The organism is Achromobacter sp. LC458 (assembly GCF_001005835.2).
In the GTDB taxonomy this organism is placed as follows: domain Bacteria; phylum Pseudomonadota; class Gammaproteobacteria; order Burkholderiales; family Burkholderiaceae_B; genus Achromobacter; species Achromobacter spanius_B.
In genome coordinates this window covers 64377-88531 of the sequence record NZ_LBHW02000022.1, presented here as the reverse complement: position 1 = coordinate 88531, position 24155 = coordinate 64377, and the positions used below count along the sequence as shown (strand labels likewise).

The following is a 24155-nucleotide window of genomic DNA, read 5'->3' as shown; positions in this document are numbered from 1 at the left end:
CGTTCAAAATGTCTGAACTGCGAAGGAGCGAGACTATAGCACAAGTTTCGGGTCGGTCATGAAGGCGACTCAAACGTCGCCGCATAGGGTGCCGCCGGCCGGGGCTTCCTCCTGCCTCTCTATATAGAGGACGCCCTTGGCGCGCCCCGCCCCTATATATATAGCGACAAAGCGTGGTCACGCTTATTGCCGGTGGAGACGTCTACCAGCGCAGATAGTCCACGTTGCGCAGGCGGGCCAGTTCGCGGTGCACGGTGGTTTCGTGAACCAGCCACTCCGGTACGCCGACGTCTTGCATGATGCGAGGGTCCATCTCGGCGGCCACGTTACGCATGCGAGACTGCACGCGCCACCAGCGGAATGCCGCCCACAGCAGCGGCCCCAACCCGGCGCCTGCCTGAAAGCTCGGGTGCGCGCCGGACCCGGTAGCCGGGAATGACCGTGAAACAGGTGAAAGTTGGGCAGACATGACCGTCTCCTTATTGCGTTTGACGATTCGGTAAGCGTAGCCGCCCAGATACCCGATGAAAATCCAATTGTTTTCGGCCTATTGGTCAGTTACGCTAACCACCCGCTCAATGCCCGAACATTCCGCCATGCGCCTCCCGCTCAACACCCTGCCCGCTTTCAGGGCCGTTGCCGAATTGCAGAACCTGCGCGCCGCCGCCGAGCGCCTGCATTTGACGCACAGCGCGGTCAGCCAGCAAATCAAGGGATTGGAAGAGCAGCTGGGTTTCGCGCTGTTTGAGCGCAGCGGACGCGGCATTGTCTTGAATAGCGCCGGCGCGGCGTTGTTGTGCAGCGTGCAGAGCGCGCTGGCCCTGCTGGACGAAGGCGTCATGGCGGCCGCCGCGTCGGCTACCGGTAGTGAACAACGGCTGCGCGTGTCGGTACTGCCGTCATTCGCTCAGCGTTGGCTATTGCCGCGCATGGCGCGTTGGCGCGCGCGCCATCCGGGCGTGTCGCTTGAAATCGAGACGTCCCAGCAGGTGGTCGATCTGGTTCGGGACGGATTTCATGCAGCCCTGCGATTTGGCCGCGGACCGTGGGCGGGCGTGGAGTCTGAACCGTTGTTCGACATGCCGTTGCCCTTGATCGCCTTGGCGTCGCCAGAAACCGCCGCGTCGCTGGAAGACGACACGGCGCAAACGCTGGCCCGCCAGCCGTTGCTGGGCGAGCGGGAAATGTGGCAACACTGGTTCAACGCGGCGGGTCTGCGCACGCTCGTTACGCCCGTCGCCACGTTCAACGACGCCGGCATGATGTTGCAGGCCGCCGAACAAGGGCTGGGCATCACTCTTGGCCGCGAGCTACTCGCGGCAGACGCGCTTTGCGCGGGACGGCTCGTGCGCGTGTCGCCCATGCGCGTGCACTATGAGCAGGCGCAGACCTACCACTTGGTTTATCCGCCAAGCCTGCGCGAGTGGGCGCCGCTTGTCGCGTTGAAACAGTGGCTGCACGAAGAGCTGGAGTTGTCCCGCTGCGCGCTGGTGACGCCTTCGTCCGACACCGACACGGACACGGGCACGGACGCGGGGCCAGCCCGCCAGTGACGCCGGCTTAAGCAGCTTTGCGCGTCGCCGGTTTGTCAGCCTGCATCGAGTCCGTTTCGTTGAAACGCTGGTGCCACGAAAAGGCCTCTTCCAGCAGATGCGGGGTTTGGCCGCCGTGCTGGCAAGCGCGATCAAAATAATTCTGCAATGCCGCACGGAGGGACGGGTGCACGCAATTCTGGATAATGACGCGGGCGCGTTCACGCGGCGCCAAACCGCGCAGGTCGGCCAGGCCGCATTCCGTGACCAGCACGTCGACATCGTGCTCGGTATGGTCCACATGGGAGACCATGGGCACCACGCTTGAGATATCGCCGCCCTTGGCCATCGACTTGGACACAAAGATGGCCAAGTGCGCGTTGCGCGCGAAATCGCCCGAGCCTCCGATGCCGTTCATCATGTGCGTACCGCCGACGTGCGTGGAATTCACGTTGCCGTAGATGTCGAATTCCAATGCCGTATTGATGGCGATAATGCCCAACCGACGAACGATCTCGGGCGCATTGCTGATCTCTTGCGGCCGCAGCACGATGCGTTCGCGGTAATGCTCCAGGTTTGCCAAGATCTTGTCGTACACCGGTTTGGACACGGTAATGGACGAGGCCGACGCAAACGCCAGCTTGCCCTGATCCAGCAACTCGATGGCGCTGTCTTGCAGCACTTCCGAGTACATCGTCAGCGCCTCGAAGTCCGATGATTCAAACCCGTGCAGCACGGCGTTGGCGATGGTGCCGATGCCGGCCTGCAACGGCAACAACGCATTGGTCAGGCGGCCGGCGTCGACTTCACCGCGCAGGAACGTATTGATATGCCCGGCGATGGCATTGGTTTCGTCGTCCGGCGGCAAGGCGTTGGATGGGCTGTCCGGCTCGTGTGTAATCACGATGGCGGCGATCTTGTCCGGGTCCACCTGGATGAACGGCTGGCCGATACGTTGATCGGCGGTCACCAGCCCGATGGGCTGGCGCGCGGGGCGGTCGGCGGGCACGTAGATGTCGTGCAGCCCTTCGATGGCAGCAGGGATACCCAGATTCAATTCGATGATGATCTGGTCAGCCTGCTGCGCGAACGACGCCGAATTGCCCACCGACATCGTCGGCACGATGGCGCCCGTTTCCGTAATGGCGGCCGCTTCGATAATCGCCACGTTGATCGGTCCGATATGGCCGGCTCGCAATTGCTCCACCGTTTCGGACAGATGCTGATCGATAAAGGCAATATCGCCCTGATTGATCTTGCGCCGCAACGTGGTGTCGACCTGGAACGGCATGCGGCGCGACAACACGTTTGCCTGGGCCAGCATCTTGTCGGTGTCATGCCCCAACGACGCACCCGTGATCAAGGTGATCGACAGCGGCTCGTGTTCGGCCCGGCTGGCCAGCGCGGCCGGCACGGACTTACAGTCGCCCGCACGCGTGAAACCGCTCATTCCGACGGTCATGCCGTCCTTGATCAGCAATGCCGCCTGGTCGGCGGACGTGATCCGGGCAAGCAGCCCGGGATGGCGAATACGGTCGGAATGCATGGTGTCTCCACATTTAAAGGCCAACGGCTTGCGGCCGGACGCAACCATGACGGCCTTGCGCGCCCGGGCGCCGTCTGACGCGGCGTTTCCCGATATCCCGGCACAGACACAGGCACATTGCCGCCGTCCGGGACGAATTTTTCGCAGTATAGGAAGGCGCGTTGAAATCTCGTAATGACTTAAAATCATCCAAATCAGTCGTTTTTTTCATCGTTTTAATGGTCATTGCGCCCACGAGCGCACCGGGAGCCTGCCGCCATGGACGTGCGCGCATTGCGGTATTTCGTTGAAACGGTCAGGCACGCCAGCTTCACGCAAGCGGCCAAGACGCTGTTCGTGACGCAATCCACCGTCAGCAAAATGATCCGCCAGCTGGAAGAAGAAGCGGGCACGCCGCTGCTCATTCGCGATGGGCACACCGCCCGGCCCACCGATACCGGGCGCGTGATGTACCTGCGCGGTTTGCAGGTGCTGGAGACCATGCGCCAACTGACCGAAGAACTGCGCCAGACCGCCGACGTGCGGCGGGGCGCGCTGGAAGTGGGTATTCCGCCGATGATCAACTTGCTGTTCACGCCGGTGGTCAAGCGCTTCCGAGAACTGCATCCCGGCATCCACCTGACCTTGCGCGAAGGCACCGGCCAAGCCGTCGAGGCGCTGGTCGCCAGCGGGGAACTCGAGGTAGGCGCCACCATCCTGCCCATTGCGCCCGACGGTGGGCTGGCCGCCCAGCCCTTCGGGCGCTACCCGATCTGGGTGATCGGGCCGCCAGATGCGCCCTGGGCGGGAAAGACGTCGCTGCCCCTTAGCGCCCTGCGCGACGCGCGGCTGCTGATCCCCACCGACGACTTCGCCATCACGCGTCGGCTGCGCCAGGCGTTTGCCGACGCGGGTTTTCAGCCCGGCATCGCCGCCCAAAGCGCGCACTGGGACTTTCTGGTGGCAATGGCGTCGGCCGGGCTTGGCGTGGCGCTGCTGCCTGAACCGCTGATGCAGCGCATCAAGACGCGCGGGCTCAGCACCGCCAAGTTGGCCAAGTCCGGCATGCAATGGGAGGTGGGCCATATCTGGTTGCGGTCCGGCTACCTGTCGTTCGCCGCGCGCGCCTGGCTGGAGGTGTGCGACGCGGTGTTGGGCAAGCCCAAAAAGTCCGGCACGAGGGGGCCGGCGCCGCGCGCCGATTGAATCCAAACGTTGGCCTGGTAAACAGGATTTTCGAAGGCGCCTGGGCTAGCGGCGGTGTCCAGGCCTTTCGGGCGGAATCCGGCCCTATTTATCCGGTGGGCAGAAGACTGACTTGCCACGCGGCAAAAGGAATTTTGAACCGGGGACACAGCACTATTTTTGTTGCAACGGCGGGGCTCGCGGCTTGTTATGCTGCCGCCTCGACGCGAGTGATTCGCCCCCGGAATATGACCCCCATCCCCTCCCCTTTTTTCCCCAGCCTGCGCCACGGGCGCATGCCCGCGTTCGCCGCCTTCCTCGCCGCGATACTGCTGTCGCTGTGCTTGATGCCCGCCTTCGCGGCGCCGCCGCCCAACCCTACTGAAACCGAGGCGGTGCTGGCTGCGGCTCGCAAGCAGATCGACGACATCCGCAAGCGTTTCACGGACGAGACCGACGACGCCGCCCTGGTCAAGCAACGCGGCGACGCGCTGGACATCCAGTCCAAGGCCGATGCGGCTACCGAAGCGCTGACCCCGCAACTGGCCAGCGTGACCGCCAGGCTGAGCGAGCTGGGCGCTCCGCCCGACGGCGCAAAAGAAGCGCCCGACGTGGCGGCGCAGCGCGCGCAACTGGAAAAGAACAGCCGCGCCCTGGACGCGCAGCTGAAGCTGGCCCGGCTGCTGTCCGTGGACGCCGGCCAAACCGCCGAACAGATTTCGGCGCAGCGGCGTACCCAATTCCAGGCGCGCATGGGCGAGCGCCGCGATTCCTTCCTGTCGAGCCAGTTCTGGACCGAATTCCGTTCCGAATTTCCGCGCGACCTGGAACGCCTGGAAGCCTTGGGTGACGACCTGTCCACAGCCATCGGACAGACACCGAAATGGGGCTGGCTGCTGTTGATTGCCATGGCCGCGCTGGTGATCGCACTTCGAATCTGGATCGGCCGCCTGATCCTCAAGCTGACCGCGACGCGCGTGCCGCCAGGCCGCCTGCGCCGCTCGTTCCTGGCCGTGGCGCAGGTGATGTTGTCGGTGGCGACGCCGGGCGTCATCGCCCTGCTGATCCATACCGGCCTGGACTGGAATTCGCAGCTGTCCGACAACACGGCCGCGCTGTTGGCCACGCTGGTAGCCACGGTCTGTTTCGGCGGCTACGTGTCGGGCCTGGGCAACGCGCTGCTGTCGCGCAACCGGCCGTCGTGGCGCTTGCCGCCTATCCATGACCTGGTCGCCGCGCGCTTGCACTGGCTGCCCAATCTGCTGGGCACGCTGGTCGTCATGATCTGGCTGGCCGAGCGCCTGCCCGTTTTGCTTAACGCCAGCCTGACGACGACCATCACGCTGACCGGCATCGTGGCCGTGTTGATCATGGCGACCATGAGCACGGTGCTGGCCATCGGCCGGCGCTTGCGGCGCAAGATCGTTCAGGAAAACGAGGCGCCCGCGCCCTTCTGGGTGTCGCTGTTGCTTGGCGCGGTCTGGGCCGTGCTGATCCTGGGCATGGCCAGCCTGCTGGCCGGCTACGTGGCCTTTGGCGCGTTCCTGGCCAAACAGGTGCTGTGGATCCTGATCGTGATGGCGTCCGCTTATCTGCTGTCGACACTGATCGAAGACGGTTTCAGCACGCTGCTGGGCACGTCCCACCGGGACGGCGAACGCGAAGGTCCCAGCCTGCGCGACCAGGCGGCCGTATTGCTGTCCGGCGTGGGCCGCGTGGTGGTGGGCCTGCTTGCCATCATCCTGCTGCTGGCACCATTTGGCGAAGGCCCGATGGACCTGCTCCAGCGCTTTGACCAGCTGCGCAAAGGCCTGGCGATCGGAGAAGCGCAGATCCGGCCTGGCGCTGTCTTGCAGGCGCTGATGGTGCTGGCCTTGTCACTGCTTAGCGTCAAGGTGCTTAAGCGTTGGCTGTCCAACCGATATCTGCCCACTACCGAGCTGGACCCGGGGATGCAGCTGTCGGCGGCCACCTTGTTCGGCTATGCGGGCTTTGTGATCTCGTTCGCCCTGTCGCTGTCCGCCGCCGGCATCGGCCTGGAACGCGTGGCGTGGATTGCCAGCGCGCTGTCCGTGGGTATCGGTTTTGGCCTGCAAGCCGTGGTGCAGAACTTTGTGTCCGGCCTGATCCTGCTGGCCGAGCGCCCGGTCAAGGTGGGCGATTGGGTGTCGTTGGGCGGGGTCGAAGGCGACATCCTGCGCATCAACGTGCGCGCCACGGAAATCCAGATGGGCGACCGGTCCACCGTGATCGTTCCGAACTCGGAGTTCGTGACCAAGACGGTGCGCAACGTGACGCGATCCAATCCGCTTGGATTGGTGCAGATCAAGCTGCCCCTGCCGCTGTCAACCGATGCGGAAGCGGTGCGCGAACTGATGCTGCAAGCCTTTGCCGACCACGAAGATGTGCTGGACACCCCGGCTCCCAATGTATTTTTGGACGGCCTGGAAAATGGCCATCTGATCTTTAACGCCAAGGGCTACGTGTCGTCGCCGCGCGCGGCCTATGGCGTACGCAGCGCCTTGCTGTTCACCGTTCTGAAGCGTCTGCACGATGCGGGCCTGGAGGTCTCGTCGCCGCCCACCATGCTGCTGGCATCGGCGCCCCCTGGCCCGCTGAACCCGCCCGAACCCACCGCAGCCGTGGCGCCCCCGCCCTCAGCGTAGGCGCCAGCCCGTTCATCGCGACCGGCCCCGGTTCAAGCCCGGCCATCCCAGTTCATCCCGGCGAATACAGGTCGGCGAAGCGCTGGCGCTCCAGGCGCGGATTGCGCAGCGGCGGCGAGGCCAGCGCGGTGGTTTGCGCGGTTTGCACCGGCACCGCTTGCAAGGCGGCGGTGGTCGCAAGCGGGCGTAATTGCGCCTGGGGTTGCGAGGGTGCAGCCAAAGCGCCGGCGGGCTGCGTCCCCACAGCGGGCGCTCCGGCGGTCGCCGTGGTCGGGGCCGCCTGTGCGACCGCCGTCGTGTCAAAGCGGTGATCGGCCGTCGTCAAGGCGGGATTGGTGCACAAGCCTTGCGCCACCAACGCCGCCTTGGTGCGGTCGTCGGTCTGGCACAGGATGTCGATAGCCGCCGTTTCCAGCCGCCGTGAACGATCGGCGTCCTTGGTCGACGCGGCGGCCTGCATGGTGCGTTCAAAATTGCGCCGCAAGCTGCACTTCTGGTCTTCGATCGGAATGGCCACGTTCATGCCGAAGCCCACCACGGACCCGCCGCCACCGGCGGACACCATGCAGCTATCGGACGAAAACGAACCATAAAAACTCTGGCCGCCAACCGGGGGCACCGTCTTCACGGTGCTGGATCCGCTGTTGTTCGAGTTCAGCGTAATGCCCTGGTTGTTGCCGGCGTTGGTTGCCCCCGACGATGCAGACGTCGTGGAACTTGAATTGCTGGTCTGTGCAACGGCCGAGCCGGCTGCAAGCGACAGCGTGATGGCAAACACGATTTTCTTCATGATGTCCCCTCGACCGGACGGCCGTAGCCGTCCGGAAAATCGGTCAGCGATTGAACCCGCCAACGTGACCCATCGACCCCACACCACCAATCGCCCCGAATGCGCCGATGTTGGCGGACGCGAAGGTGCCGGAGGCCGTTGCCTTGGTTTCCGTGTTCCCGAACGAGGCGCCGCCGTTGGCGATGCTGTCGCCGACCATGATCGGCGCGTTGCCCGAAATGTGGCCGTAGGATTCGCTGGTGGCATATTGCCGCGTGCTGGTCACCACCGTGGTGCCGTCCCGATTGAACGTTCCGCCAACTTGCGCCACGCCGCCCGTTTCGCCAAACGAGGTCTGGCTGGACGAGCCGTAGCCGTTGACCTGGGTGGCCACGACGGAACTGCCGGTCGAGATGGATGAAGCCGTGCCATTGATCGTGCCGGCGTGGCCGGTGATCGACACGGAAGGCATGTTTGGACCGCTGGCATACGCGGATGCGGCAAACAATGACAGCGCTGCGACGACTGCGAGCTTTTTCATTTGAGCTCCTCCTGATCCGTTTCATACGGATGCTCAGGTGCCGGTGGCCTACCGGCGCGGACCCCTACGTCATGCCGGGCGCCTGACTGAAATGTTGGGCGCGGGACTTTCGTATTGGTACGGAATGATTGCTCCGTCCTAGGCTCGTCGATATCGGCTAAACGGGCGACCGGTTCCGTAAGGATGCAGTCAAAGGCAGGTAGCGGGCCGCACGAATGGCGTGCCAACCGGCATTACGCCGTGCGTATGGCCGATGAAAGTCGCAGGCGCGTGCCGTGCCCGCGGGCCGACCTTCAACTCTAAGGATGGCTTGGCGCGCGGTCGGCTCGGACAAGGGGCCTACCGCGCACGCCGGGGATGAGCGCGCGAGTGACCTTTAGGCTTACTGTCAGCCTTGCGACAAGCTGACAATGCGCAGCAATTGTGCCGACTCGCGGCGCGCCAACCACAGGTCGCCGGCCACCAGCAGCAACAGGAAGCCGCATTCGGCAAGGTCCAGGTCGGACACGAGGTGGTAGCTGACCAGCAGTGCGATGCCCGACAAACCGGCCAGCCAGGCGGGCCAGGGCGACAGCAAGCTGTCGCTGTTGGCGGACGTGCCGCGCCGGACGCAAAGCCACGCCATCAGGGGCAAGAAAAGCATCGACAGGGGAATGTAGACGGCGATGGCCGACAGCAAGACCGCTACGCTGAACTGTGTGTGCAGTGACAGGGCCATCAGCGCAACGGCGCCGATGCCCACATACCAGAACAGGCGCAGGGTAATGAGACGAGTCAGGACGGCCGCTCGGGAATTCATGAACAGGCTAAGCAAGAAATTTTCAGCCATACTACTCCGGCCGGCCGGTGCTTACCCGGCCCCATTTGTTTGGAGACTCGTCATGATCCAGGAAATTGCCAGCATCCACGTTCGCGAGGGCCAGGAAGCGCTGTTCGAAGCCGGCGTCGCGCAGGCCAAGCCGCTGTTCCTGCGCGCGCGCGGATGCCACGGCATGGAACTGCACCGCAGCATCGAGCAACCGCAGCGCTACACGCTGGTGGTGGCCTGGGAAACGGTTGAAAACCACATGGTCGATTTCCGCGAATCGCCCGACTTCCAGGAATGGCGCAAGCTGGTGGCGGGGTTCTTCGTCGAGCCGCCCGTGGTGCATCATGAACAGCAGGTGATCTGACCGCCCGGCGCCTGATGTCTGGGGGTCAGGGGTCAGGCGTCAGGCATTAGGCTTCGCCAGGCGGATCGTCGTATTTGCGGGCGCTGCCCGCGAACCGGTCCGCCGGATATTTCTCGGCGTTTTTCACCATCTTGCGCGCCACGGCATCGGCAATGTCGATGCCTAACTGATCCGCCAGCGCCACCAGGTACATCTGCACATCGGCGATCTCGTCGGCAGCGTGCGCCAACTGCGCCGGCGTCATCTCGCGCGACTGAGCCTCGGTGAGCCACTGAAACAGCGCCACCAGCTCGCCCGCCTCGCCCGACAGCGCCATCGCCAGGTTCTTGGGCGAATGGAAAGGTTGCCAGGCCCGCTCGGCCGTGAAGGCCCGCAGCGCCAGCTTGATATCTTGCAGATCCGACATCTTCGTTCCTACGCCGTGGCCAGCCGCGCATTGGCCGCCAGCGCCACCGCGACCGTGGTGCGCACATCAGCCAGCGCCCGGTGGGTAGGGTTGGACGCACCCACGTGCCGCGCCAGGATTTCCAGTTTATGGGAGGGCAATTCGGGCCACGCACGGCGCGCCAACGCCAGCGTGCAATGCGTGGCATTGACGAACGGCAGGCCGGTGCGATCCGCCGTGGCGCCCAGAAAACGCCGGTCAAAAGACGCGTTGTGAAAGAACACTGGCAGGTCTTCGACGAATTCAAGAAACGACGAAAACGCCTGCATCACCGGCACGCCGTGACGGTCGACTTCGGCCTGCGTGATACCGGTCAAGCGGGTGATGAAGGACGGCACGGGCGACGACGTTCGAACCACCTGCGTATATTCGCGCGCCAGCGTGCCGCAGGTCTCGACGCGCACGGCGGCAAATTCCAGGATCTCGCAGGTGGCGGTTGAAAGCCCGGTGGTTTCCAGGTCGGCCACGATGAATGGCCCCCGCAGCGCTTGAAGCGCCGAGGCCAAGGCCGCCGAAGCCTGCGTCTTGGCGGGCGTTCTTGCGGACGTTCTTGCCGGCGTTCCGCTGGTGGATTTGCCGGCAGGTCCGGCCAATGCATCGGTCGATGTCGTCAGCGCGGGCGACACCCCCGTGCGTGCGCGGCGATAAAAGAACGTCACGGCGTCACGGTCGTTGTAGCCAAGGGCGCAAAACGCGGCGATCCATCGGCCAACTGGCCAAAAAACAGCGAAGCCGGCCGCACCCACAGGCCGCGCTCGTGAGGCCACAGGTGTTCGTACACCACCATCGACTCTTCGGTTTCGGAATGTCGGGCCGTGCCCACATAACGGTAAAGGCCGCCCTTGTAGTGGCGGTGAGAGGCAAGAGCCAGGGCTTCGGATTCAGTCATGGACGGTGGCCGCAAAAAAATCGACCTGGGCGGGAATGCTCCGGCCCAGGCCTGGGATTCAAACAATACCGTCTTTATAGCGCAATCGGCGCCGGCTTCAGTACCGCACGTACTCCAAGACGGGCGCCGGCGGCAACGCCGTATTGGCCGCGGGCCGGGCGCGCAACGCGGCGGTCACCGGTTTGACCACGCCCGCGGGCTGACGGCTAGCCCGCGCCGCCTGCGCGTCAGCGCTGGCCTGCGTCGCGCGCAAGGTCTGTTCGGCGTCGGCCGTCATCTGCGTGATGTCTTGCGTGACACCGCCCAGTTTGGCCGACTGCGCCAGTGACACATTGACCACCTCGGCCATGATTTCCGTCACGCGGCGCGACGACGCCACAATGTCCTCCATGGTGACCCCGGCGGATTGGACCTGCCCCGCGCCGCTTTCGATCTGTTCAACCGACGTGGTGATCAAGCCCTTGATTTCCTTGGCGGCCGCCGCGCTGCTCTGGGCCAGGCTGCGGACCTCGGCCGCAACCACGGCAAAGCCCTTGCCATGCGCGCCCGCGCGCGCGGCCTCTACCGCCGCGTTCAAGGCCAGGATGTTGGTTTGAAACGCAATGCCGTCCATGACGCCGATGATTTCCGATATGCGGCGCGAGCTTTCCGTGATGGCGCCCATGGTGCGCACCACGCCCTGCACGGTCTTGCCGCCCTGCTCGGCCACCTGGCTGGCGTCCAGGGCCAGCGCATTGGCCTGACTGGCGCGCTCGGCGTTTTCGGTCAGGCCCTGGACCGCCACGCGCAAGGTCTGCGCCGCGGTGAAGCGCTTGGTGATGTCGGTGGCAAACTTCACCACCTTGAACGGGCGGCCCTCGGCGTCGAAGATGGGGTTGTAGCTGGCCTCGATCCAGACCTGGCGGCCGCCCTTGCCGATGCGCAGATACTGGCCGGTGTCATATTGGCCGCTGCGCAACTTGCGCCAGAACTCTTTATAGGCCGCCCCGCGCGCTTCGTCCGGGCGCACGAACATACTGTGATGCTGGCCTTCCACTTCCGCGGCCTGATAGCCCACGGTTTTCAAGAACAGGTCATTGGCGCGGATGATGGTGCCGTCAAGTTCAAATTCAATAATCGCCTGCACTTTCGAAATCGCGGCCAACTGCCCTTCGGTATCCGCCTGGCGTTGTTGCTGGTCGGTAATGTCCGTGGCGTATTTCACGACCTTGAGCGGCCGTCCGCGCTTATCGAAAATGGGGTTGTACGAGGCTTGCAGCCACACGTCCGTGCCGTCATGGCGCACCCGGCGATAGCGCCCGGCGTCATAGGCGCCCTGGCCCAGCTTGTGCCAGAAGGCCGCGTATTCCGCTGATTCCCGTTCTTCAGGGTCTACGAACATACCGTGATGATGTCCCACGACTTCATCCAGCGTATAACCCATCGTGTCCAGGAAGTTCTGGTTCGCCATGAGCACATGGCCCTGAAGGTCGAACTCGATTACGGCTTGCGCTTTGTGAATGGCGGATATCTGACCGTACAGGTCGGCCTTTTGCATGCCGCGATTTCCACGGAACAGCCGGCTTAATGTGATCCATTGCATAGGGTTTCTCCTGCCAAAGTGGGACGAAGTGCTGCCGATGACCAAAAGGTAATTTCAAATCAGAACCGATTGGCGCGTCCCAACCCTGCCTAGGCAATGCACGCCGCGCCGCATGCACTACCGCGTATGGCCGTCGCGCCAACGGCGACGAAACCGACTAAGAAGATAAACCGTTCAGAATGTATCTAGTCGAAAATATTAATCCTATAAATGTACGTTTCTCCACCTTTTGGCTCGTTCAACGAAAAAAAATCGCGTTATTCGATAATCCTGCGGGTTTCTATGTTGGTATAAACCCGGTGCAACCGGAGTTACCACGTGGGCACATTGCGGTTTCTGACAATTAACTAAAAAGGGCCGACTCCATATATGGAACCGGCCCTTTTATTAATATCGAAAACGTCATGCGGATCTATCCGTCCCTTATAAAATACTGTCCGATTTGTCACTTAATATCGACCATCCGCAAGCCGTTAATGTCTCCTGCTTTTGTCTCTGGCGCGTCGTGCAAACGATCAGGCTGCGTCCAACTCGCGATACTGGCGGAATATGCATTCGCCAAAGGGCAGCCGCCTGCCACTGGAAAAGTAGGGCTGCAATGCGGGCAGCGCCGCAACGCGCGCATGCAGCGCCATCACATTCGGATAATTCGACGCCACCGTCCCCATGCGCTTCGGAAAGGCGTAGAGCAAGCCATCAACCAGATGAAACAGCGATAGGTCCACGTAGGTCCAGCGGTCTTCGCCCGCCAACCATGCCTTCGGCCCGGCCAATACGCGCTCGAAATAGGACAGGAACTTCGGAATGCGCTCTTCCCGGAAAGTCCGGGCGCGCCGCGCGGCCTCTTCTTTTTGGTCTTCGTAGTAATCGTTGGCCGAAATGGGATGGTGGGTGTCGTGTGCCTCGGTCACCATATCGGCGATGGTCAGCTGCAATTGATTGACCCATAACCGCCCTTCCAGCGACTCGGGCGCCAGGCCGTGCTCTTCACCCAGGAACAGCAGGATATTTGCAGTCTGACCCAGCGTCATCTCGCCCACCACCAGATAAGGCGGCGCAAACGGAGGATGCGGACGCGGCGTGCGCATGTCTTCGATCAACGCATCGTCCGAGGCGCCCGGCTCGCGCGCCCGCTCGCGATAAGGTATGGCGCCCGCTTCCAGCGCCAGGCGCACGAATTCACCGCGTCCGGGAATGGTTTCCCAATACCAAAGGTCGTAGGTCATGCCGTCTCCTTGCGTCGGGGGCAGGCTCAGGCGGGCAAGGCGTCGACGCTGTCTTCCTGCCCTTGGGGTTGCAGGCCTTGGGCCTGTTGATACTGGCGCGGCGATACGCCAAAGTGCGCGCGGAAATCACGCGAGAAATGCGCGCCGTCTGCAAATCCGCAGTCCAACGCAATCTGCGTAATGCTGCAAGGATTATTCAGCAACAACCAGCTTCCATATTCCAGCCGCAGTTGCCGCTGGAACGCCATCGGGGATTTTCCTGTCGCCTGCCGGAACGCGCGCTCCAGTTGCCGTCGCCCCACACCGACATAGCGGGCAATGGCGTCCAGCGGCGGGGGATTGTCGATGCGCTGCTCGATAAAGTGCGCAGCCTGGCGCACGCGCAGGTCCTGGATGCCGGACAAGTCGGTGCGGAAATGCGCCTGCGGCACCCGGCCGGGGCGCACACCTTGCAGCATCATGTGCCGCATTGCCTGCTGGGCCTTGTCCCGCCCGCAATGCCGGGCCACCAGATACAGCGCCAGATCGATGGCGGCCGTGGAACCGGCGCAGGAAATCAGGTCGCCCTCGTCCACGAACAGGCGGTCCACGACCGCGCGCGTTTGCGGAAAGCGCGCACGGAAAGCATCCAGCACATTCCAATGCACGCAGACCGTGCGCGGCCCGACTACGTCGGCCTGCGCCAGGGCGAACGTTCCGGTGCAGATGCCCAGAAGGCGGACCCGCCTTGCCGCCGCCAGGCGCAGCCAGTCGCGTAGCGGTTCCGGCATGCGGCCATTGATGTAGTCGTTGCCGCCGCACACGGCGACGTAGTCGAATTCGGCGGGGTCGGCCGGCAAGCCGTCGGCAACATCGATCGTCAGCCCGGCGCTGGCGCGGCGCGGTTTGCCGTCCCAGCTCATGACACGCCACGAGGTATGGATCTGACGACTGCGGCCGCCGTGGTCGCCCGCCAGGCGCAAAACATCCACCAGGCCGGCGAAAGCGGCCAGCGTGAACTGGTCCATCAACACGATGCCGACGTTCAATGCGGGTTTTTCCCGAGGCAGCGCGTCGTGGGCGTCGTCATAGGAGGGCGACTCGGCGGCGGGGTTTTCGGTGGCGGTCATGACGCAATTATTCAAGTTTTTGTCCCGCGCCTTCAAGCTCGTTTTCCCGCGCATCGCCCAAGATGCATCCATGGCAATGTCGGCAAGCGCCTCACTGGGCTCAGACTTCCGGAACATGCCAACAAATCGACAAGGGGAATCCACGATGGCAACACTTACCCGCAGCGCTTTGGCCGCCGCCCTGATGGGCGCCGGCCTCTTGATGGCCGGCCCCGCCGGCGCGCAGCAGCAGAAGATCACCGTCGCCTGGTACGGCGGCAACTGGGGCGATGCGTTTCGCGCTTGCGTGGCCGAGCCCTACACCAAGGCCACGGGCGTCACGGTGGTGCCTGAAGTGGGCACGTCAACAACCACCCTGGCCAAGCTGCAACAGCAAAAGAACGCGCCAACGATCGACGTGGCATGGATGGACGGCGGCATCAGCGAGCTGGCTGCGCAGGCCGGCGTGCTGGACACGCTGGACCCGGCCACCATTCCCAATCTGAAAAATGTGATCGACCAGGGCGTCTATCGCAATGGCGACGCGGCCTACGCGGTCAGCACCGGCTATTACTCGCTGGGCATCACCTACAACACCAAGGAAGTGCGCGAGGCCCCAACCAGCTGGAAGGACTTGTGGAAGCCCGAGTACGCCGGCGCCGTGGCCGTGCCGTCGCCCGCCAACTCTTCCGGCGTGCCGTTCGTGTTCTTCCTGGCGCGCGTCTGGGCGATAGACCCGTCCAACCTGGCGCCGCTCTACACCAAGCTGGCCTCGCTGGACACCGCGCTGTTCTTTGATAGCTCGGGCGCCGCCAGCAACGCCTACCAAAGTGGCGAGGCCATCATCGGCGCGCACTTCAACGTGGGCGCCTGGGACTTGATCGACAAGGGCTTGCCCATCGGCTTTGCCGTACCCAAGGAAGGCGCGTGGGCCACCGACGCCCGCCTGCATCTGGTCAAGGGCGCGCCCAACGCGGCGGCGGCCAAGAAGTTCATCGACACCGCGCTGACGCCAGACGCCGCCGCCTGCCTGGCCACGCGCCTGTACCTGGGCCCGGCCGTCAAGGGCGTGCAGGTACGGCCGGACGTGGCCCGCAAGCTGCCGTGGGGCGCCGAAGGTTCCGTCAAGAACCTGAGCTTGTTCGACTGGAACCTGATCAACAGCCGGCGCGCGGAAGTCACCGACGCGTGGAACCGCCAGGTCGCTCGCAAGCGCTAGGCCGGGGTCGACCATGTCTGCTTTGCTTTCCATCAAAGGCGTGTCGATGCGCTTTGGCGCCTACCAGGCGCTGGACCGTATCGAGCTGGACATCCAGCAGGGGGAATTCGTGGCCCTGCTGGGGCCCAGCGGTTGCGGCAAGACCACATTGCTGCGATCGATTGCCGGCTTTCTGACACCGGAATCGGGCCGCATCCTGATCGAGGGCCAGGACATCAGCCGCCTGGCCGCGCACCACCGCCCGCTGAATACGGTGTTCCAGAACTACGCGCTGTTTCCGCACATGACCGTGTTGGAGAACGTGGCGTACGGTCCCCGGCGCCAGGGTGCGTCCAAGAAGGACGCGGCGGATCGCGCACGCGCCGCGCTGGATATGGTGGGGCTGGCCGACTTCGGTGCGCGCTACCCGCGTGAAATGTCCGGCGGCCAACAGCAGCGCGTGGCGCTGGCGCGCGCCATTGTGAACCAGCCCAAGCTGCTGTTGCTGGACGAGCCCCTGTCGGCACTGGACCTGAAGCTGCGCAAGCGCATGCAGCTGGAACTCAAGCATCTGCAAGCCAAGCTGGGCATCGCCTTCATCTTCGTCACGCATGACCAGGAAGAAGCAATGACGATGGCGGACCGCGTCGTCGTGATGCACGCCGGGCGCATTGAGCAGGTGGGCGCGGGCACGGATATCTATCGCCGGCCGGCCACACGATTCGTGGCGGAATTTATCGGCGACGCGAACTTCATGACGTATACCGCGGCGGACGACGACGCGCTGCGTCTGGATACGCAAGGCGTGCTGGTGCCGCTGGCGGGCCATGCCGCGCCCGCACGCGGCGTGGCGGTGCTGCGTCCGGAAGATCTGCGCCTGGCCGACGGGCAAGACGCGTGCAGGTTGACGGGCGTGGTGGCCGACGTAATCAATGTGGGCAGCCACAGCATGATCCACGTGGATGTGGGCGGGCAGACGGTCGTGGCGCGTCATAGCGGCATCGCGCCGTCGGGCTTGCTGCCGGGCGCGACCGTCAGCCTGTCGTTCGCGCCCGAACAACTGCACCTGATCGGTGAACAACCATGACGCGCCGCACCTGGCTATCGCCCGGCTTGCTGCTGGCGGCGCCCGCGCTGTTCTTCGCGGCGTTCTTCCTGGCGCCGTTGGCCGTGGTTGCGGTGGCCAGCATCACCAGTGCCGCCGCCGGCCCCGACGGCGCTGGCGGCATGACCTTGACCGCGCAGCAGTACCTGCGCGTGCTGGCTGACCAGTACCACTGGGACGTCATCCTGACGACCTTCCGGCTGGCCTTTTTCACCACGATCGTTTGCGTGATCCTGGGCTATCCGCTGGCCTGGTACCTGGTGCGCGTCGTGCGCTGGCAGGCGTGGCGGCGTTTTTGCGTGATCCTGCTGGTGGTGCCCTTGTTCACCAGCAACATCGTGCGCGCGTTCGGCTGGATGGTGCTGCTGGGCCGCAACGGGCTGGTGAACCAGGCGCTGGTGGGCGTGGGCGCGGCGGACCGGCCGGTGCGCTTCATCGGCACCGAGACCGGCATCCTGATCGGCATGGTGTACGTGCTGCTGCCCTTCGTGGTGCTGGCGGTGGGCAATGCGCTGGCGCGCGTCGACCCGGCTTGCGAGCACGCCTCGGCCGACTTGGGCGCCAGCCCCGCCGCCACCTTCCTGCACATCACGTGGCCGCTGACGCTGCCGGGCGTGGTGTCCGGCGCCATCATCGTCTTCACGCTGGCGGTCAGCGCGTATGTGACGCCGGCACTGCTGTCGGGTGGACGGATATCGGTCTTGTCCATGTTGATCTTCCAGCAATACAGCTCGGTCTTCGACTTTCATTACGGCGGCGCGCTCAGCATGGTGCTGCTGGTTTTCACCTTGATCCTGGTGGCGCTGGCCAACCGCGCCGCCACCTTGCCGGGAGCCGCGCGATGATCGCCCGCCACCTGATCCGCCTGATCGCGCTGGCTGTGCTTGCCTACCTGGCGCTGCCGCTGGTCGTCATCCTGGGCTCGTCGTTCACGACCACGCCCTACCTGGCGTTTCCGCCGCACGGCTGGACGCTGGACTGGTATCGCACGCTGCTGGTCGAAGCCGGCTATGTGGCGGCATTCACGACCAGCACGGTGCTGGCGCTGGCGGCCACCGTGGTGGCGGTGTTGCTGACGGTGCCGGCCGCGCTGGCCCTGGCGCGCTATGACTTCCCGGGCAAGGCGGCGATGACATCGGTGCTGATGTCGCCGCTGGTGTTGCCGCACATTGTGCTGGGCGCGGCGCTGTTGCAGTACGGCGCGTACTTTGGGTTGACGCGCAGTTTCCTGTCGCTGTTGATCGGGCACATCGTCATCATCGCGCCGTTCGTGTTGCGCTCGACGCTGACGTTGCTCACGCCCGAACAACGCGCGCTGGAAGAGGCGTCGGCCGACCTGGGCGCCAACCCGTGGACCACGTTCTTCCTGGTGGTGCTGCCGCAGATCCGGCCCGGCATCGTCACCGGCTCCATCTTCGCGTTCATCTCGTCGTGGATCAACGTGGAGCTATCCATCTTCAACACCACGGCGGACCTGAACACCATACCCGTCAAGCTATTCAATTATGTGCAGTACACGATCGATCCGACCATCGCAGCCGTATCGGGCGCCACGATTGTGGTTGCGGTGATCGCTATCGTCATCCTGGATTTGACCGTCGGATTGGACATGCTTTCCGAACGCGGCAAATAGTTTCCCCCATCCGCTTTTCCCCTTCATCCTACTTAGTCTGGAGCCACAGTCATGCGCAAGCAAGACGCGTTCGATGTCATCTATACCCATACCGAAGGCGAGCCCCTGTGCATCGTGCACAGCGGCATCCCCTACCCCGCCGGATCCACCATCCTGGAAAAGCGGGCTTTTCTGGAGCAGAACTACGACTGGTTGCGCCAAGCGCTGATGCGCGAGCCGCGCGGCCACAAGGACATGTTCGGCGTGTTCCTCACGCCGCCGTCCAGCCCGGAATTCGATGCCGGCCTGATCTATATCGACGGCACCGAGTATTCGCACATGTGCGGCCACGGCACCATTGCCGTCAGCATGGCGATGGTGGCCAACGGCCTGGTGGCGCGCGGCAAGGACGGCATCACCAAGATCCGCTTTGAAACCACGGCGGGCCTGGTCGTGTCGGAGGTCGCATCCGAAGGCGACAACGTGCTGTGGACGCGCTTTGAAAACGTGCCCGCTTACGTGGCCGCGCAGGACATTCCGGTGGAACTGCCGGGCTACGGCAAGCTGTCGGCCGACATCGTGTGGGGCGGCAATTACTTCGGCATCGTCGACCTGTCAGGCTGCGACCTGCGCATCTCGCCGGACAACGGCACCGAGCTGTCGCGCATGGGCCTGATCGTGCGTGACCAGTTGAACGCGCGCCACCGCATCCAGCATCCGACCGAAGCGCACATCAACAACCTGAACTTCATCACCTTCTGGCACCAGCCCACAATCGAAGGCGCGTTCTACAAGAACGTGCACGTGTTCAGCGCCGGCCAGCTGGACCGCTCGCCCGGCGGCACCGGCACCAGCGCCATGATGGCCATGTTCGAAGCACGCGGAAAGATGGGGCTGAACCAGCCGATCAAGTCCGAAGGCTTGCTGGGCAGCGGCACGTTTGAGGGCTGCTTGTTGGGCGAAGTGGACTTGAACGGCACGCGCGCCGTGCGTCCTACCGTCAAGGGCACGGCCAGCATCCTGGGCACCGCGCGTTGGGTCATTGATCGCAACGACCCGGTCGGCGCGGGCTTCCTGATTCGTTGATCGGGTAATCACCGATCGTCCAGAAACCACAATGCGCGACGGGCTACCCGGCCCGGCGCGCATTGTCTCATCGTGCCGCGGTGCGCGATCACGCCGTGGCGGCGTCTTCCAGAATCAGCTCGGCGCCGCGCTCGGCCACCATCATCACGGCGGCCTGCGTGTTGCCCGACACCATCTTCGGCATCACCGATGCGTCCACCACGCGCAAGCCCGTCACCCCGTTCACGCGCAGGCGCACATCGGTGACGGCGGCGGCGTCCGAGCCCATGCGGCAGGTGCCGATGGGGTGATAGATGGTCTGCCCATTGCGGCGCGCGAAGTCCAACCATTGTTCATCGCTTTGCACCGCGTCGCCGGGGCTGAGCTCGGCCTGGATATAGGGCTGCATCGCGGGTTGCCCGACAATGCGCCGCGCAACCTTCATGCCGCCCACCAAGCTGTCGCGGTCAATCTGCGCCGACAGGAAATTCGGGCGAATGGACGGGCCCGCCAAGGGGTCCGCCGACTTGATGTGTATGGTGCCCACCGATTCCGGGCGCAGCTGCGCCACACCGATCGTCATGCCCGGTTGACGGTCCAGGATGCGTTCGGCGGCGTTGGCGTAGCTGGCGTGCACAAAGAAAAACTGCACGTCAGCCGTGGGCATATCGGGCGCGCTTTTCACGAAGCCGTGCACCAGCCCCGTGCCCAGCGTCAGGATGCCGGTGTGGCTGGTGTAATAGCGCGCCACCTGCTGCGCCAGGCGCCAGCCGCGCGACATCTCGTTCAACGTCACCGTGCCCTTCACCCGCCAATTCATGCGGGTGGCGAAGTGGTCGATGTAGTTTTCACCCACTTGCGGCTGCGCATGCACCAGCGCAATGTTGAACGATTGCAGCAAGGCGGGGTTGCCGATGCCGGACAGTTCCAGCAACTGCGGCGACTGCACCGCGCCCAGGCACAGGATGGTTTCGCGGGCGGCGCGCACGGTGTGTTCCTGCCCGTTCTTGCGGTACGTGACACCCACGCAGCGCTTGCCTTCAAACACCAGTCGCGTCACGTGCGCGCCGCATTCGACGCGCAGGTTCTTGCGCCCGGCGGCCGGCCTAAGGTAGCCGTCCACCACGCTCCAGCGGCGGCCACGGTGCTGAAGCACCTGGTAGTGGCCCACGCCTTCTTGCTTGCCGCTGTTGTAGTCGGGGTTCAAGGGCTGGCCGTCTTCTTGCGCGGCGCGCAGGAACGCGTCGGACACGGGAAACCGTTCGGCCACTTCTTCCAAATGCATGGGGCCGTTCTTGCCGCGTGTCTCGCCACCGCGCTCGTAATGCTCGATCTTGCGAAACAGCCGCTCGGCCTGTGCGTAATTCCAGCCGGTTGCGCCCGCGGCTTCCCAGCCGTCGTAATCCCGCGGCTGGCCTCGCACGTAGATCATGCCGTTGATCAAGGTGGAACCGCCCACGCCTTTGCCGCGCGGCACGGCGATGGTGCGGCCATAGACGTTGTCTTCGGGCTCGGTGGCAAAGCGCCAGTTGTAGTCGGGGTTCACCAGTAGCTTGGAAAAACCCGCCGGTATTGAAATCCACATGCTGCGGGCTTCCTGGCCCGCCTCCAGCATCAAGACGCGATGCTTGCCGTCGGCGCTGAGCCGGTTGGCCAGGATGCAGCCCGCCGTGCCGCCGCCCGCAATAATGAAATCGAAATCGCCCATCGTTCTACACCTTGTCCTGATGTCCGCCGCCTGCCTTATTTGGCGGGCTTATTTGGCTGCCGTCACGCCCAGCATTTCGGCCATCAATGCAATCTGGCAGACGAGCATCGGCGCGCCGTAATGCACTTTGCAGCCCTTGGCTTGCGCGGCCAGCAGCAGCGCGGTGTCCTTGGGCTGCATGATGACTTCGCACACAAGCTGCTCGGGCGTCAGGCGCTCGGTATCGAGCGGCAGCGCGTCGCCTTCCTTCATGCCCAGCGACGTGCCGTTGACCACCACATCATGGCCCGAAGGGTCGGGCGTACCCACGGCGATGTTCGCATCGGGATGCAGCGACAGGATGCGCGCCTTCAGGTCCTCGGCCTTGGCCGGGGTGCGGTTGGCGATGGTCAACCGCGACACGCCGGCCTGCACCAAGGCAAAGCCGATGGCATTGGCCGCGCCGCCCGCGCCCGCCAGGTAGGCGCTTTTGCCGCGCAGGTCCACGCCCGCGGTTTGCAGGCCGCGCACAAAGCCTTCGCCATCCAGCATGTGCGCGGTGAGCTTGCCGTCGGCATCGCGGCGCACCACGTTGGCGGCGCCGATCTTGCGCGCCACCGGCGTCACGTCATCCACCAGGTCCAGGATGGCGGTCTTGTGCGGCATCGTCACGATGACGCCGCCCAGGTTCTCCAGCCGGCGCAAGCCTTCGACCACGGCGGCCAGATTATCGGGACGGGTGTGAAACGGCACGCAGACGCCGTCGTAGCCCAGCTGCGCGAACAGTTCGTTCATGCGCTGCGGCGTTTTCACGTGATGGATGGGGTCGGCCAGGATGCCGAACAGGCGGGTGTTGCCGGTGATTTCCTTCATGGGTTCTCCAGATTCAAAAGCGGTAGATTCAGGATGCGATGACTTCGCGGGCGACGGCGCCGATACCGGCCGCGTCCAGCTGGTAATGCGCGTAGAGCGTCGTGGGCGGCGCGATCAGGCTGTATTCGTCGTAGATGCCGTGGCGGCGCAGGCGCGTGCCGGTGCCGGCGTCGGCCAACACTTCGGCAACGGCAGACCCCAGGCCGCCCAGCACATTGTGCTCTTCCACCGTCATCATGCGGCGGGCCTGACCGGCGGCGGCCAGCACCGCATCGCGGTCCAGGGGCTTGATGGTCGGCATGTCGATCACGCCCACGGACAAGCCATCCGCACGCAATTGCTCGGCGGCGGCCAGTGCGGCGTGCAGCGTGATGCCGCAGGCAATGATGTTCAAGTCAGAGCCGGTGGAATGCACGATGGCGCGGCCGAATTCAAACGGCGTGCCGTCTTCATACACCTGCGGATCGCGGCCGCGCCCGATGCGAAAGTAGATCGGCTCAGGCCAGTTGACCGATGCCTTGATAGCGGCGGCCAGCTGCGGGCCGTCGGCGGGCGACACGACCGTCAGGCCGGCCAGGGCACGCATCGTTGAGATGTCTTCGGTGGCGTGGTGCGACGTGCCATAAAACCCCAGGCTGATGCCGGTGTGATGGCCGATCAGGCGCACGGGCAGCTTCGTGTACGCAACGTCCATGCGGATTTGTTCGCAGCACAGCAAGCCAAGGAAAGACGCAAAGGTGGCCACGAACGGCATCATGCCGGTGGTGGCCAGGCCGGCGGCGGCCGACACCATGTTCTGCTCTGAAATGCCGAACTGGATGTAGCGGTCGGGGTAGGCGGTGGCGAAGCGGTTCAGGCCGTTGGAGTATTGCAGGTCGGCCGACCCGGCGACCACCGGGTGCCCGGCCTGAGCCAATTCAATCAGCGCATCGGATAGGTACGACAGCCCGGGGTTCACCGCGTTCAGCGCGCGGTACTGCCAGGAGTCGGGGGATAGGACTTGTGCCTGTGCCATTCAGATCTCGCGGGAAAGAATTTCGTCGACGGCGCTTTGCGCGTCTTGCGGCGCCAGGTAGCCCAAATGCCAGCCCGGCTCGGTTTCCATGTACGACACGCCCTTGCCCTTGATCGTCTTGGCGATCACGCAGGCGGGCTTGTCGCGCGTGTCGTCCGCGCGCAGGCGGCGCAGCAGCGCGGTCAGGTCGCGCAGGTTATGGCCGTCAACCTCGTGCACGTCCCAGCCAAACGCTAGCCACTTTTCCCGCAGCGATTCCACGCCCATCACGTCGTCTACCTTGCCGTCCAGCTGGTAGCCGTTGCGGTCAATGATGGCGACCAGGCGCGACAGCCGGTGGTGGGCGGCGAACAGCGCGGCTTCCCAGACCTGGCCTTCCTGCATTTCGCCATCGCCCAGCATCACGAAGACGTTGAAGTCGCGCCGGCTCATGCGGCCACCCATGGCCATGCCGACGCCGTTGGACAGCGCGTGCCCGATCGAGCCGGAACTGAAATCGACGCCGGGGACTTTGCTCATGTCGGGGTGGTCGCCCAGCGGGCTGCCCAGGCGCGTATAGCCGTCCAGCAACGCGCGGTCGATGAAGCCGTGATCGGCCAGCACCGGAAACAGCCCGACGGCGGCGTGGCCCTTGCCCATCAGGAAGCGGTCGCGATCGGGCCAATGCGGCTCGCCCGGACGCAGCCGCATCACGTCGTAGTACAGCGACGCAAAGATCTCCGCGCACGAAAAGACCGAGCTGTAATGCCCGACCTTGGCAATTTCAATCAACCTGATTGTCTCCAGCCGGATGTAGCGGGCCTTTTCCCGCAGCATCGCAACTTCCCCCTCGGTGGGGGCCTCCTGGTGCTGGCGCATGGCGCGTCCTTTCTACGTTAGGATATATGATATATAATATACCCATTGTGCTCGGATTGGCTATGGCGGGCTAGAATTCATCCCGGATTCACCCGTTCCCCTTAATACAGCAAGCCCGAAAC

General features: G+C 64.2%; 24 protein-coding genes. 9 read left to right on the top strand and 15 right to left on the bottom strand.

Features of this window, described 5'->3' with window-relative positions; all coding sequences use genetic code 11:
* Positions 1 to 202: 202 nt before the first annotated feature.
* Positions 203 to 469 carry an isoleucyl-tRNA synthetase gene (locus YH64_RS18820; RefSeq protein ID WP_255444557.1) on the bottom strand — a complete coding sequence of 89 codons (267 nt, stop codon included), beginning with the start codon at positions 467 to 469 and terminating at the stop codon, positions 203 to 205.
* A gap of 127 nt (positions 470 to 596) precedes the next feature.
* On the opposite strand from YH64_RS18820, the gene YH64_RS18815 reads away from it, so the two are divergent.
* Positions 597 to 1553 carry a LysR substrate-binding domain-containing protein gene (locus YH64_RS18815; protein ID WP_046807948.1) on the top strand — a complete coding sequence of 319 codons (957 nt, stop codon included), beginning with the start codon at positions 597 to 599 and terminating at the stop codon, positions 1551 to 1553.
* Positions 1554 to 1560: 7 nt separating this feature from the next.
* Here the strand turns inward: YH64_RS18815 and YH64_RS18810 are convergent, their stop codons facing one another.
* Complete coding sequence (locus YH64_RS18810) at positions 1561 to 3078, bottom strand: acetyl-CoA hydrolase/transferase family protein (RefSeq protein WP_046807947.1); 1518 nt, start codon at positions 3076 to 3078, stop codon at positions 1561 to 1563.
* A 258-nt stretch (positions 3079 to 3336) separates the two neighbouring features.
* On the opposite strand from YH64_RS18810, the gene YH64_RS18805 reads away from it, so the two are divergent.
* Positions 3337 to 4263 (top strand): LysR family transcriptional regulator, encoded by a 927-nt coding sequence (locus YH64_RS18805; protein WP_046807946.1) that lies wholly within the window; start codon positions 3337 to 3339, stop codon positions 4261 to 4263.
* Between the two features lie 227 nt (positions 4264 to 4490).
* On the top strand, positions 4491 to 6908 hold the full coding sequence (locus YH64_RS18800) for a DUF3772 domain-containing protein (RefSeq protein ID WP_046806174.1): 2418 nt from the start codon (positions 4491 to 4493) through the stop codon (positions 6906 to 6908).
* Between the two features lie 52 nt (positions 6909 to 6960).
* Here the strand turns inward: YH64_RS18800 and YH64_RS18795 are convergent, their stop codons facing one another.
* The 3 genes from YH64_RS18795 to YH64_RS18785 form a co-directional block, all read right to left on the bottom strand.
* The gene (locus tag YH64_RS18795) at positions 6961 to 7698 is read right to left on the bottom strand and encodes a hypothetical protein (RefSeq protein WP_143215439.1); all 738 of its coding nucleotides are present in this window, start codon (positions 7696 to 7698) and stop codon (positions 6961 to 6963) included.
* Between the two features lie 43 nt (positions 7699 to 7741).
* A complete protein-coding gene (locus YH64_RS18790) occupies positions 7742 to 8218 on the bottom strand; it encodes a hypothetical protein (protein ID WP_046806176.1) in 477 nt (158 codons plus the stop codon).
* Between the two features lie 388 nt (positions 8219 to 8606).
* Positions 8607 to 9047: a hypothetical protein gene (locus YH64_RS18785; protein WP_255444555.1), complete on the bottom strand. Its 441-nt coding sequence runs from the start codon at positions 9045 to 9047 to the stop codon at positions 8607 to 8609.
* Positions 9048 to 9099: 52 nt separating this feature from the next.
* Between YH64_RS18785 and YH64_RS18780 the strand changes: the two genes are divergently transcribed.
* Positions 9100 to 9390 (top strand): antibiotic biosynthesis monooxygenase, encoded by a 291-nt coding sequence (locus YH64_RS18780; protein ID WP_046806177.1) that lies wholly within the window; start codon positions 9100 to 9102, stop codon positions 9388 to 9390.
* 46 nt (positions 9391 to 9436) lie between these two features.
* Here YH64_RS18780 and YH64_RS18775 read toward each other — a convergent pair whose 3' ends face one another.
* From YH64_RS18775 to YH64_RS18750, 6 genes are all read right to left on the bottom strand, one after another.
* Positions 9437 to 9796, bottom strand: coding sequence for a nucleotide pyrophosphohydrolase (locus YH64_RS18775; protein WP_046806178.1), 360 nt, complete (start codon positions 9794 to 9796; stop codon positions 9437 to 9439).
* Between the two features lie 8 nt (positions 9797 to 9804).
* Positions 9805 to 10461 carry a PolC-type DNA polymerase III gene (locus YH64_RS18770; protein ID WP_370512762.1) on the bottom strand — a complete coding sequence of 219 codons (657 nt, stop codon included), beginning with the start codon at positions 10459 to 10461 and terminating at the stop codon, positions 9805 to 9807.
* A 29-nt stretch (positions 10462 to 10490) separates the two neighbouring features.
* Positions 10491 to 10724 (bottom strand): DUF1653 domain-containing protein, encoded by a 234-nt coding sequence (locus tag YH64_RS18765; RefSeq protein WP_046806179.1) that lies wholly within the window; start codon positions 10722 to 10724, stop codon positions 10491 to 10493.
* 97 nt (positions 10725 to 10821) lie between these two features.
* Positions 10822 to 12306 carry a methyl-accepting chemotaxis protein gene (locus tag YH64_RS18760; RefSeq protein WP_046806180.1) on the bottom strand — a complete coding sequence of 495 codons (1485 nt, stop codon included), beginning with the start codon at positions 12304 to 12306 and terminating at the stop codon, positions 10822 to 10824.
* A gap of 515 nt (positions 12307 to 12821) precedes the next feature.
* Complete coding sequence (locus YH64_RS18755; protein ID WP_046806181.1) at positions 12822 to 13532, bottom strand: glutathione S-transferase; 711 nt, start codon at positions 13530 to 13532, stop codon at positions 12822 to 12824.
* 26 nt (positions 13533 to 13558) lie between these two features.
* Positions 13559 to 14641 carry a GlxA family transcriptional regulator gene (locus YH64_RS18750; RefSeq protein WP_046806182.1) on the bottom strand — a complete coding sequence of 361 codons (1083 nt, stop codon included), beginning with the start codon at positions 14639 to 14641 and terminating at the stop codon, positions 13559 to 13561.
* 145 nt (positions 14642 to 14786) lie between these two features.
* Between YH64_RS18750 and YH64_RS18745 the strand changes: the two genes are divergently transcribed.
* The 5 genes from YH64_RS18745 to YH64_RS18725 are packed head-to-tail and all read left to right on the top strand — an operon-like array spanning position 14787 to position 19621.
* The gene (locus YH64_RS18745; protein WP_046806255.1) at positions 14787 to 15839 is read left to right on the top strand and encodes an ABC transporter substrate-binding protein; all 1053 of its coding nucleotides are present in this window, start codon (positions 14787 to 14789) and stop codon (positions 15837 to 15839) included.
* Between the two features lie 13 nt (positions 15840 to 15852).
* On the top strand, positions 15853 to 16905 hold the full coding sequence (locus YH64_RS18740; RefSeq protein WP_046806183.1) for an ABC transporter ATP-binding protein: 1053 nt from the start codon (positions 15853 to 15855) through the stop codon (positions 16903 to 16905).
* Positions 16902 to 17768, top strand: a complete 867-nt coding sequence (locus tag YH64_RS18735) for an ABC transporter permease (RefSeq protein ID WP_046806184.1) — start codon at positions 16902 to 16904, stop codon at positions 17766 to 17768. Before YH64_RS18740 ends, YH64_RS18735 begins: the two co-directional genes overlap by 4 nt.
* Positions 17765 to 18556, top strand: coding sequence for an ABC transporter permease (locus tag YH64_RS18730; protein ID WP_046806185.1), 792 nt, complete (start codon positions 17765 to 17767; stop codon positions 18554 to 18556). The genes YH64_RS18735 and YH64_RS18730 overlap by 4 nt, the downstream gene beginning before the upstream one ends.
* Before the next feature lie 51 nt (positions 18557 to 18607).
* A complete protein-coding gene (locus YH64_RS18725; RefSeq protein WP_006227860.1) occupies positions 18608 to 19621 on the top strand; it encodes a proline racemase family protein in 1014 nt (337 codons plus the stop codon).
* An 88-nt stretch (positions 19622 to 19709) separates the two neighbouring features.
* Here the strand turns inward: YH64_RS18725 and YH64_RS18720 are convergent, their stop codons facing one another.
* The 4 genes from YH64_RS18720 to YH64_RS18705 are packed head-to-tail and all read right to left on the bottom strand — an operon-like array spanning position 19710 to position 24033.
* Positions 19710 to 21308, bottom strand: a complete 1599-nt coding sequence (locus tag YH64_RS18720) for a GMC family oxidoreductase (RefSeq protein WP_046806186.1) — start codon at positions 21306 to 21308, stop codon at positions 19710 to 19712.
* A gap of 48 nt (positions 21309 to 21356) precedes the next feature.
* Positions 21357 to 22160: a shikimate dehydrogenase gene (locus tag YH64_RS18715; RefSeq protein ID WP_046806187.1), complete on the bottom strand. Its 804-nt coding sequence runs from the start codon at positions 22158 to 22160 to the stop codon at positions 21357 to 21359.
* Positions 22161 to 22188: 28 nt separating this feature from the next.
* Complete coding sequence (locus YH64_RS18710) at positions 22189 to 23175, bottom strand: transketolase family protein (protein ID WP_046806188.1); 987 nt, start codon at positions 23173 to 23175, stop codon at positions 22189 to 22191.
* Positions 23176 to 24033 (bottom strand): transketolase, encoded by an 858-nt coding sequence (locus YH64_RS18705; RefSeq protein WP_046806189.1) that lies wholly within the window; start codon positions 24031 to 24033, stop codon positions 23176 to 23178.
* Between the last annotated feature and the right edge of the window lie 122 nt (positions 24034 to 24155).

Bases quoted from the DNA above. Each gene is read 5' to 3' on its own strand.
- YH64_RS18820 (WP_255444557.1), bottom strand. From the start codon at position 469: ATGTCTGCCCAACTTTCACCTGTTTCACGGTCATTCCCGGCTACCGGG.
- YH64_RS18815 (WP_046807948.1), top strand. From the start codon at position 597: ATGCGCCTCCCGCTCAACACCCTGCCCGCTTTCAGGGCCGTTGCCGAA.
- YH64_RS18810 (WP_046807947.1), bottom strand. From the start codon at position 3,078: ATGCATTCCGACCGTATTCGCCATCCCGGGCTGCTTGCCCGGATCACG.
- YH64_RS18805 (WP_046807946.1), top strand. From the start codon at position 3,337: ATGGACGTGCGCGCATTGCGGTATTTCGTTGAAACGGTCAGGCACGCC.
- YH64_RS18800 (WP_046806174.1), top strand. From the start codon at position 4,491: ATGACCCCCATCCCCTCCCCTTTTTTCCCCAGCCTGCGCCACGGGCGC.
- YH64_RS18795 (WP_143215439.1), bottom strand. From the start codon at position 7,698: ATGAAGAAAATCGTGTTTGCCATCACGCTGTCGCTTGCAGCCGGCTCG.
- YH64_RS18790 (WP_046806176.1), bottom strand. From the start codon at position 8,218: ATGAAAAAGCTCGCAGTCGTCGCAGCGCTGTCATTGTTTGCCGCATCC.
- YH64_RS18785 (WP_255444555.1), bottom strand. From the start codon at position 9,047: ATGGCTGAAAATTTCTTGCTTAGCCTGTTCATGAATTCCCGAGCGGCC.
- YH64_RS18780 (WP_046806177.1), top strand. From the start codon at position 9,100: ATGATCCAGGAAATTGCCAGCATCCACGTTCGCGAGGGCCAGGAAGCG.
- YH64_RS18775 (WP_046806178.1), bottom strand. From the start codon at position 9,796: ATGTCGGATCTGCAAGATATCAAGCTGGCGCTGCGGGCCTTCACGGCC.
- YH64_RS18765 (WP_046806179.1), bottom strand. From the start codon at position 10,724: ATGACTGAATCCGAAGCCCTGGCTCTTGCCTCTCACCGCCACTACAAG.
- YH64_RS18760 (WP_046806180.1), bottom strand. From the start codon at position 12,306: ATGCAATGGATCACATTAAGCCGGCTGTTCCGTGGAAATCGCGGCATG.
- YH64_RS18755 (WP_046806181.1), bottom strand. From the start codon at position 13,532: ATGACCTACGACCTTTGGTATTGGGAAACCATTCCCGGACGCGGTGAA.
- YH64_RS18750 (WP_046806182.1), bottom strand. From the start codon at position 14,641: ATGACCGCCACCGAAAACCCCGCCGCCGAGTCGCCCTCCTATGACGAC.
- YH64_RS18745 (WP_046806255.1), top strand. From the start codon at position 14,787: ATGGCAACACTTACCCGCAGCGCTTTGGCCGCCGCCCTGATGGGCGCC.
- YH64_RS18740 (WP_046806183.1), top strand. From the start codon at position 15,853: ATGTCTGCTTTGCTTTCCATCAAAGGCGTGTCGATGCGCTTTGGCGCC.
- YH64_RS18735 (WP_046806184.1), top strand. From the start codon at position 16,902: ATGACGCGCCGCACCTGGCTATCGCCCGGCTTGCTGCTGGCGGCGCCC.
- YH64_RS18730 (WP_046806185.1), top strand. From the start codon at position 17,765: ATGATCGCCCGCCACCTGATCCGCCTGATCGCGCTGGCTGTGCTTGCC.
- YH64_RS18725 (WP_006227860.1), top strand. From the start codon at position 18,608: ATGCGCAAGCAAGACGCGTTCGATGTCATCTATACCCATACCGAAGGC.
- YH64_RS18720 (WP_046806186.1), bottom strand. From the start codon at position 21,308: ATGGGCGATTTCGATTTCATTATTGCGGGCGGCGGCACGGCGGGCTGC.
- YH64_RS18715 (WP_046806187.1), bottom strand. From the start codon at position 22,160: ATGAAGGAAATCACCGGCAACACCCGCCTGTTCGGCATCCTGGCCGAC.
- YH64_RS18710 (WP_046806188.1), bottom strand. From the start codon at position 23,175: ATGGCACAGGCACAAGTCCTATCCCCCGACTCCTGGCAGTACCGCGCG.
- YH64_RS18705 (WP_046806189.1), bottom strand. From the start codon at position 24,033: ATGCGCCAGCACCAGGAGGCCCCCACCGAGGGGGAAGTTGCGATGCTG.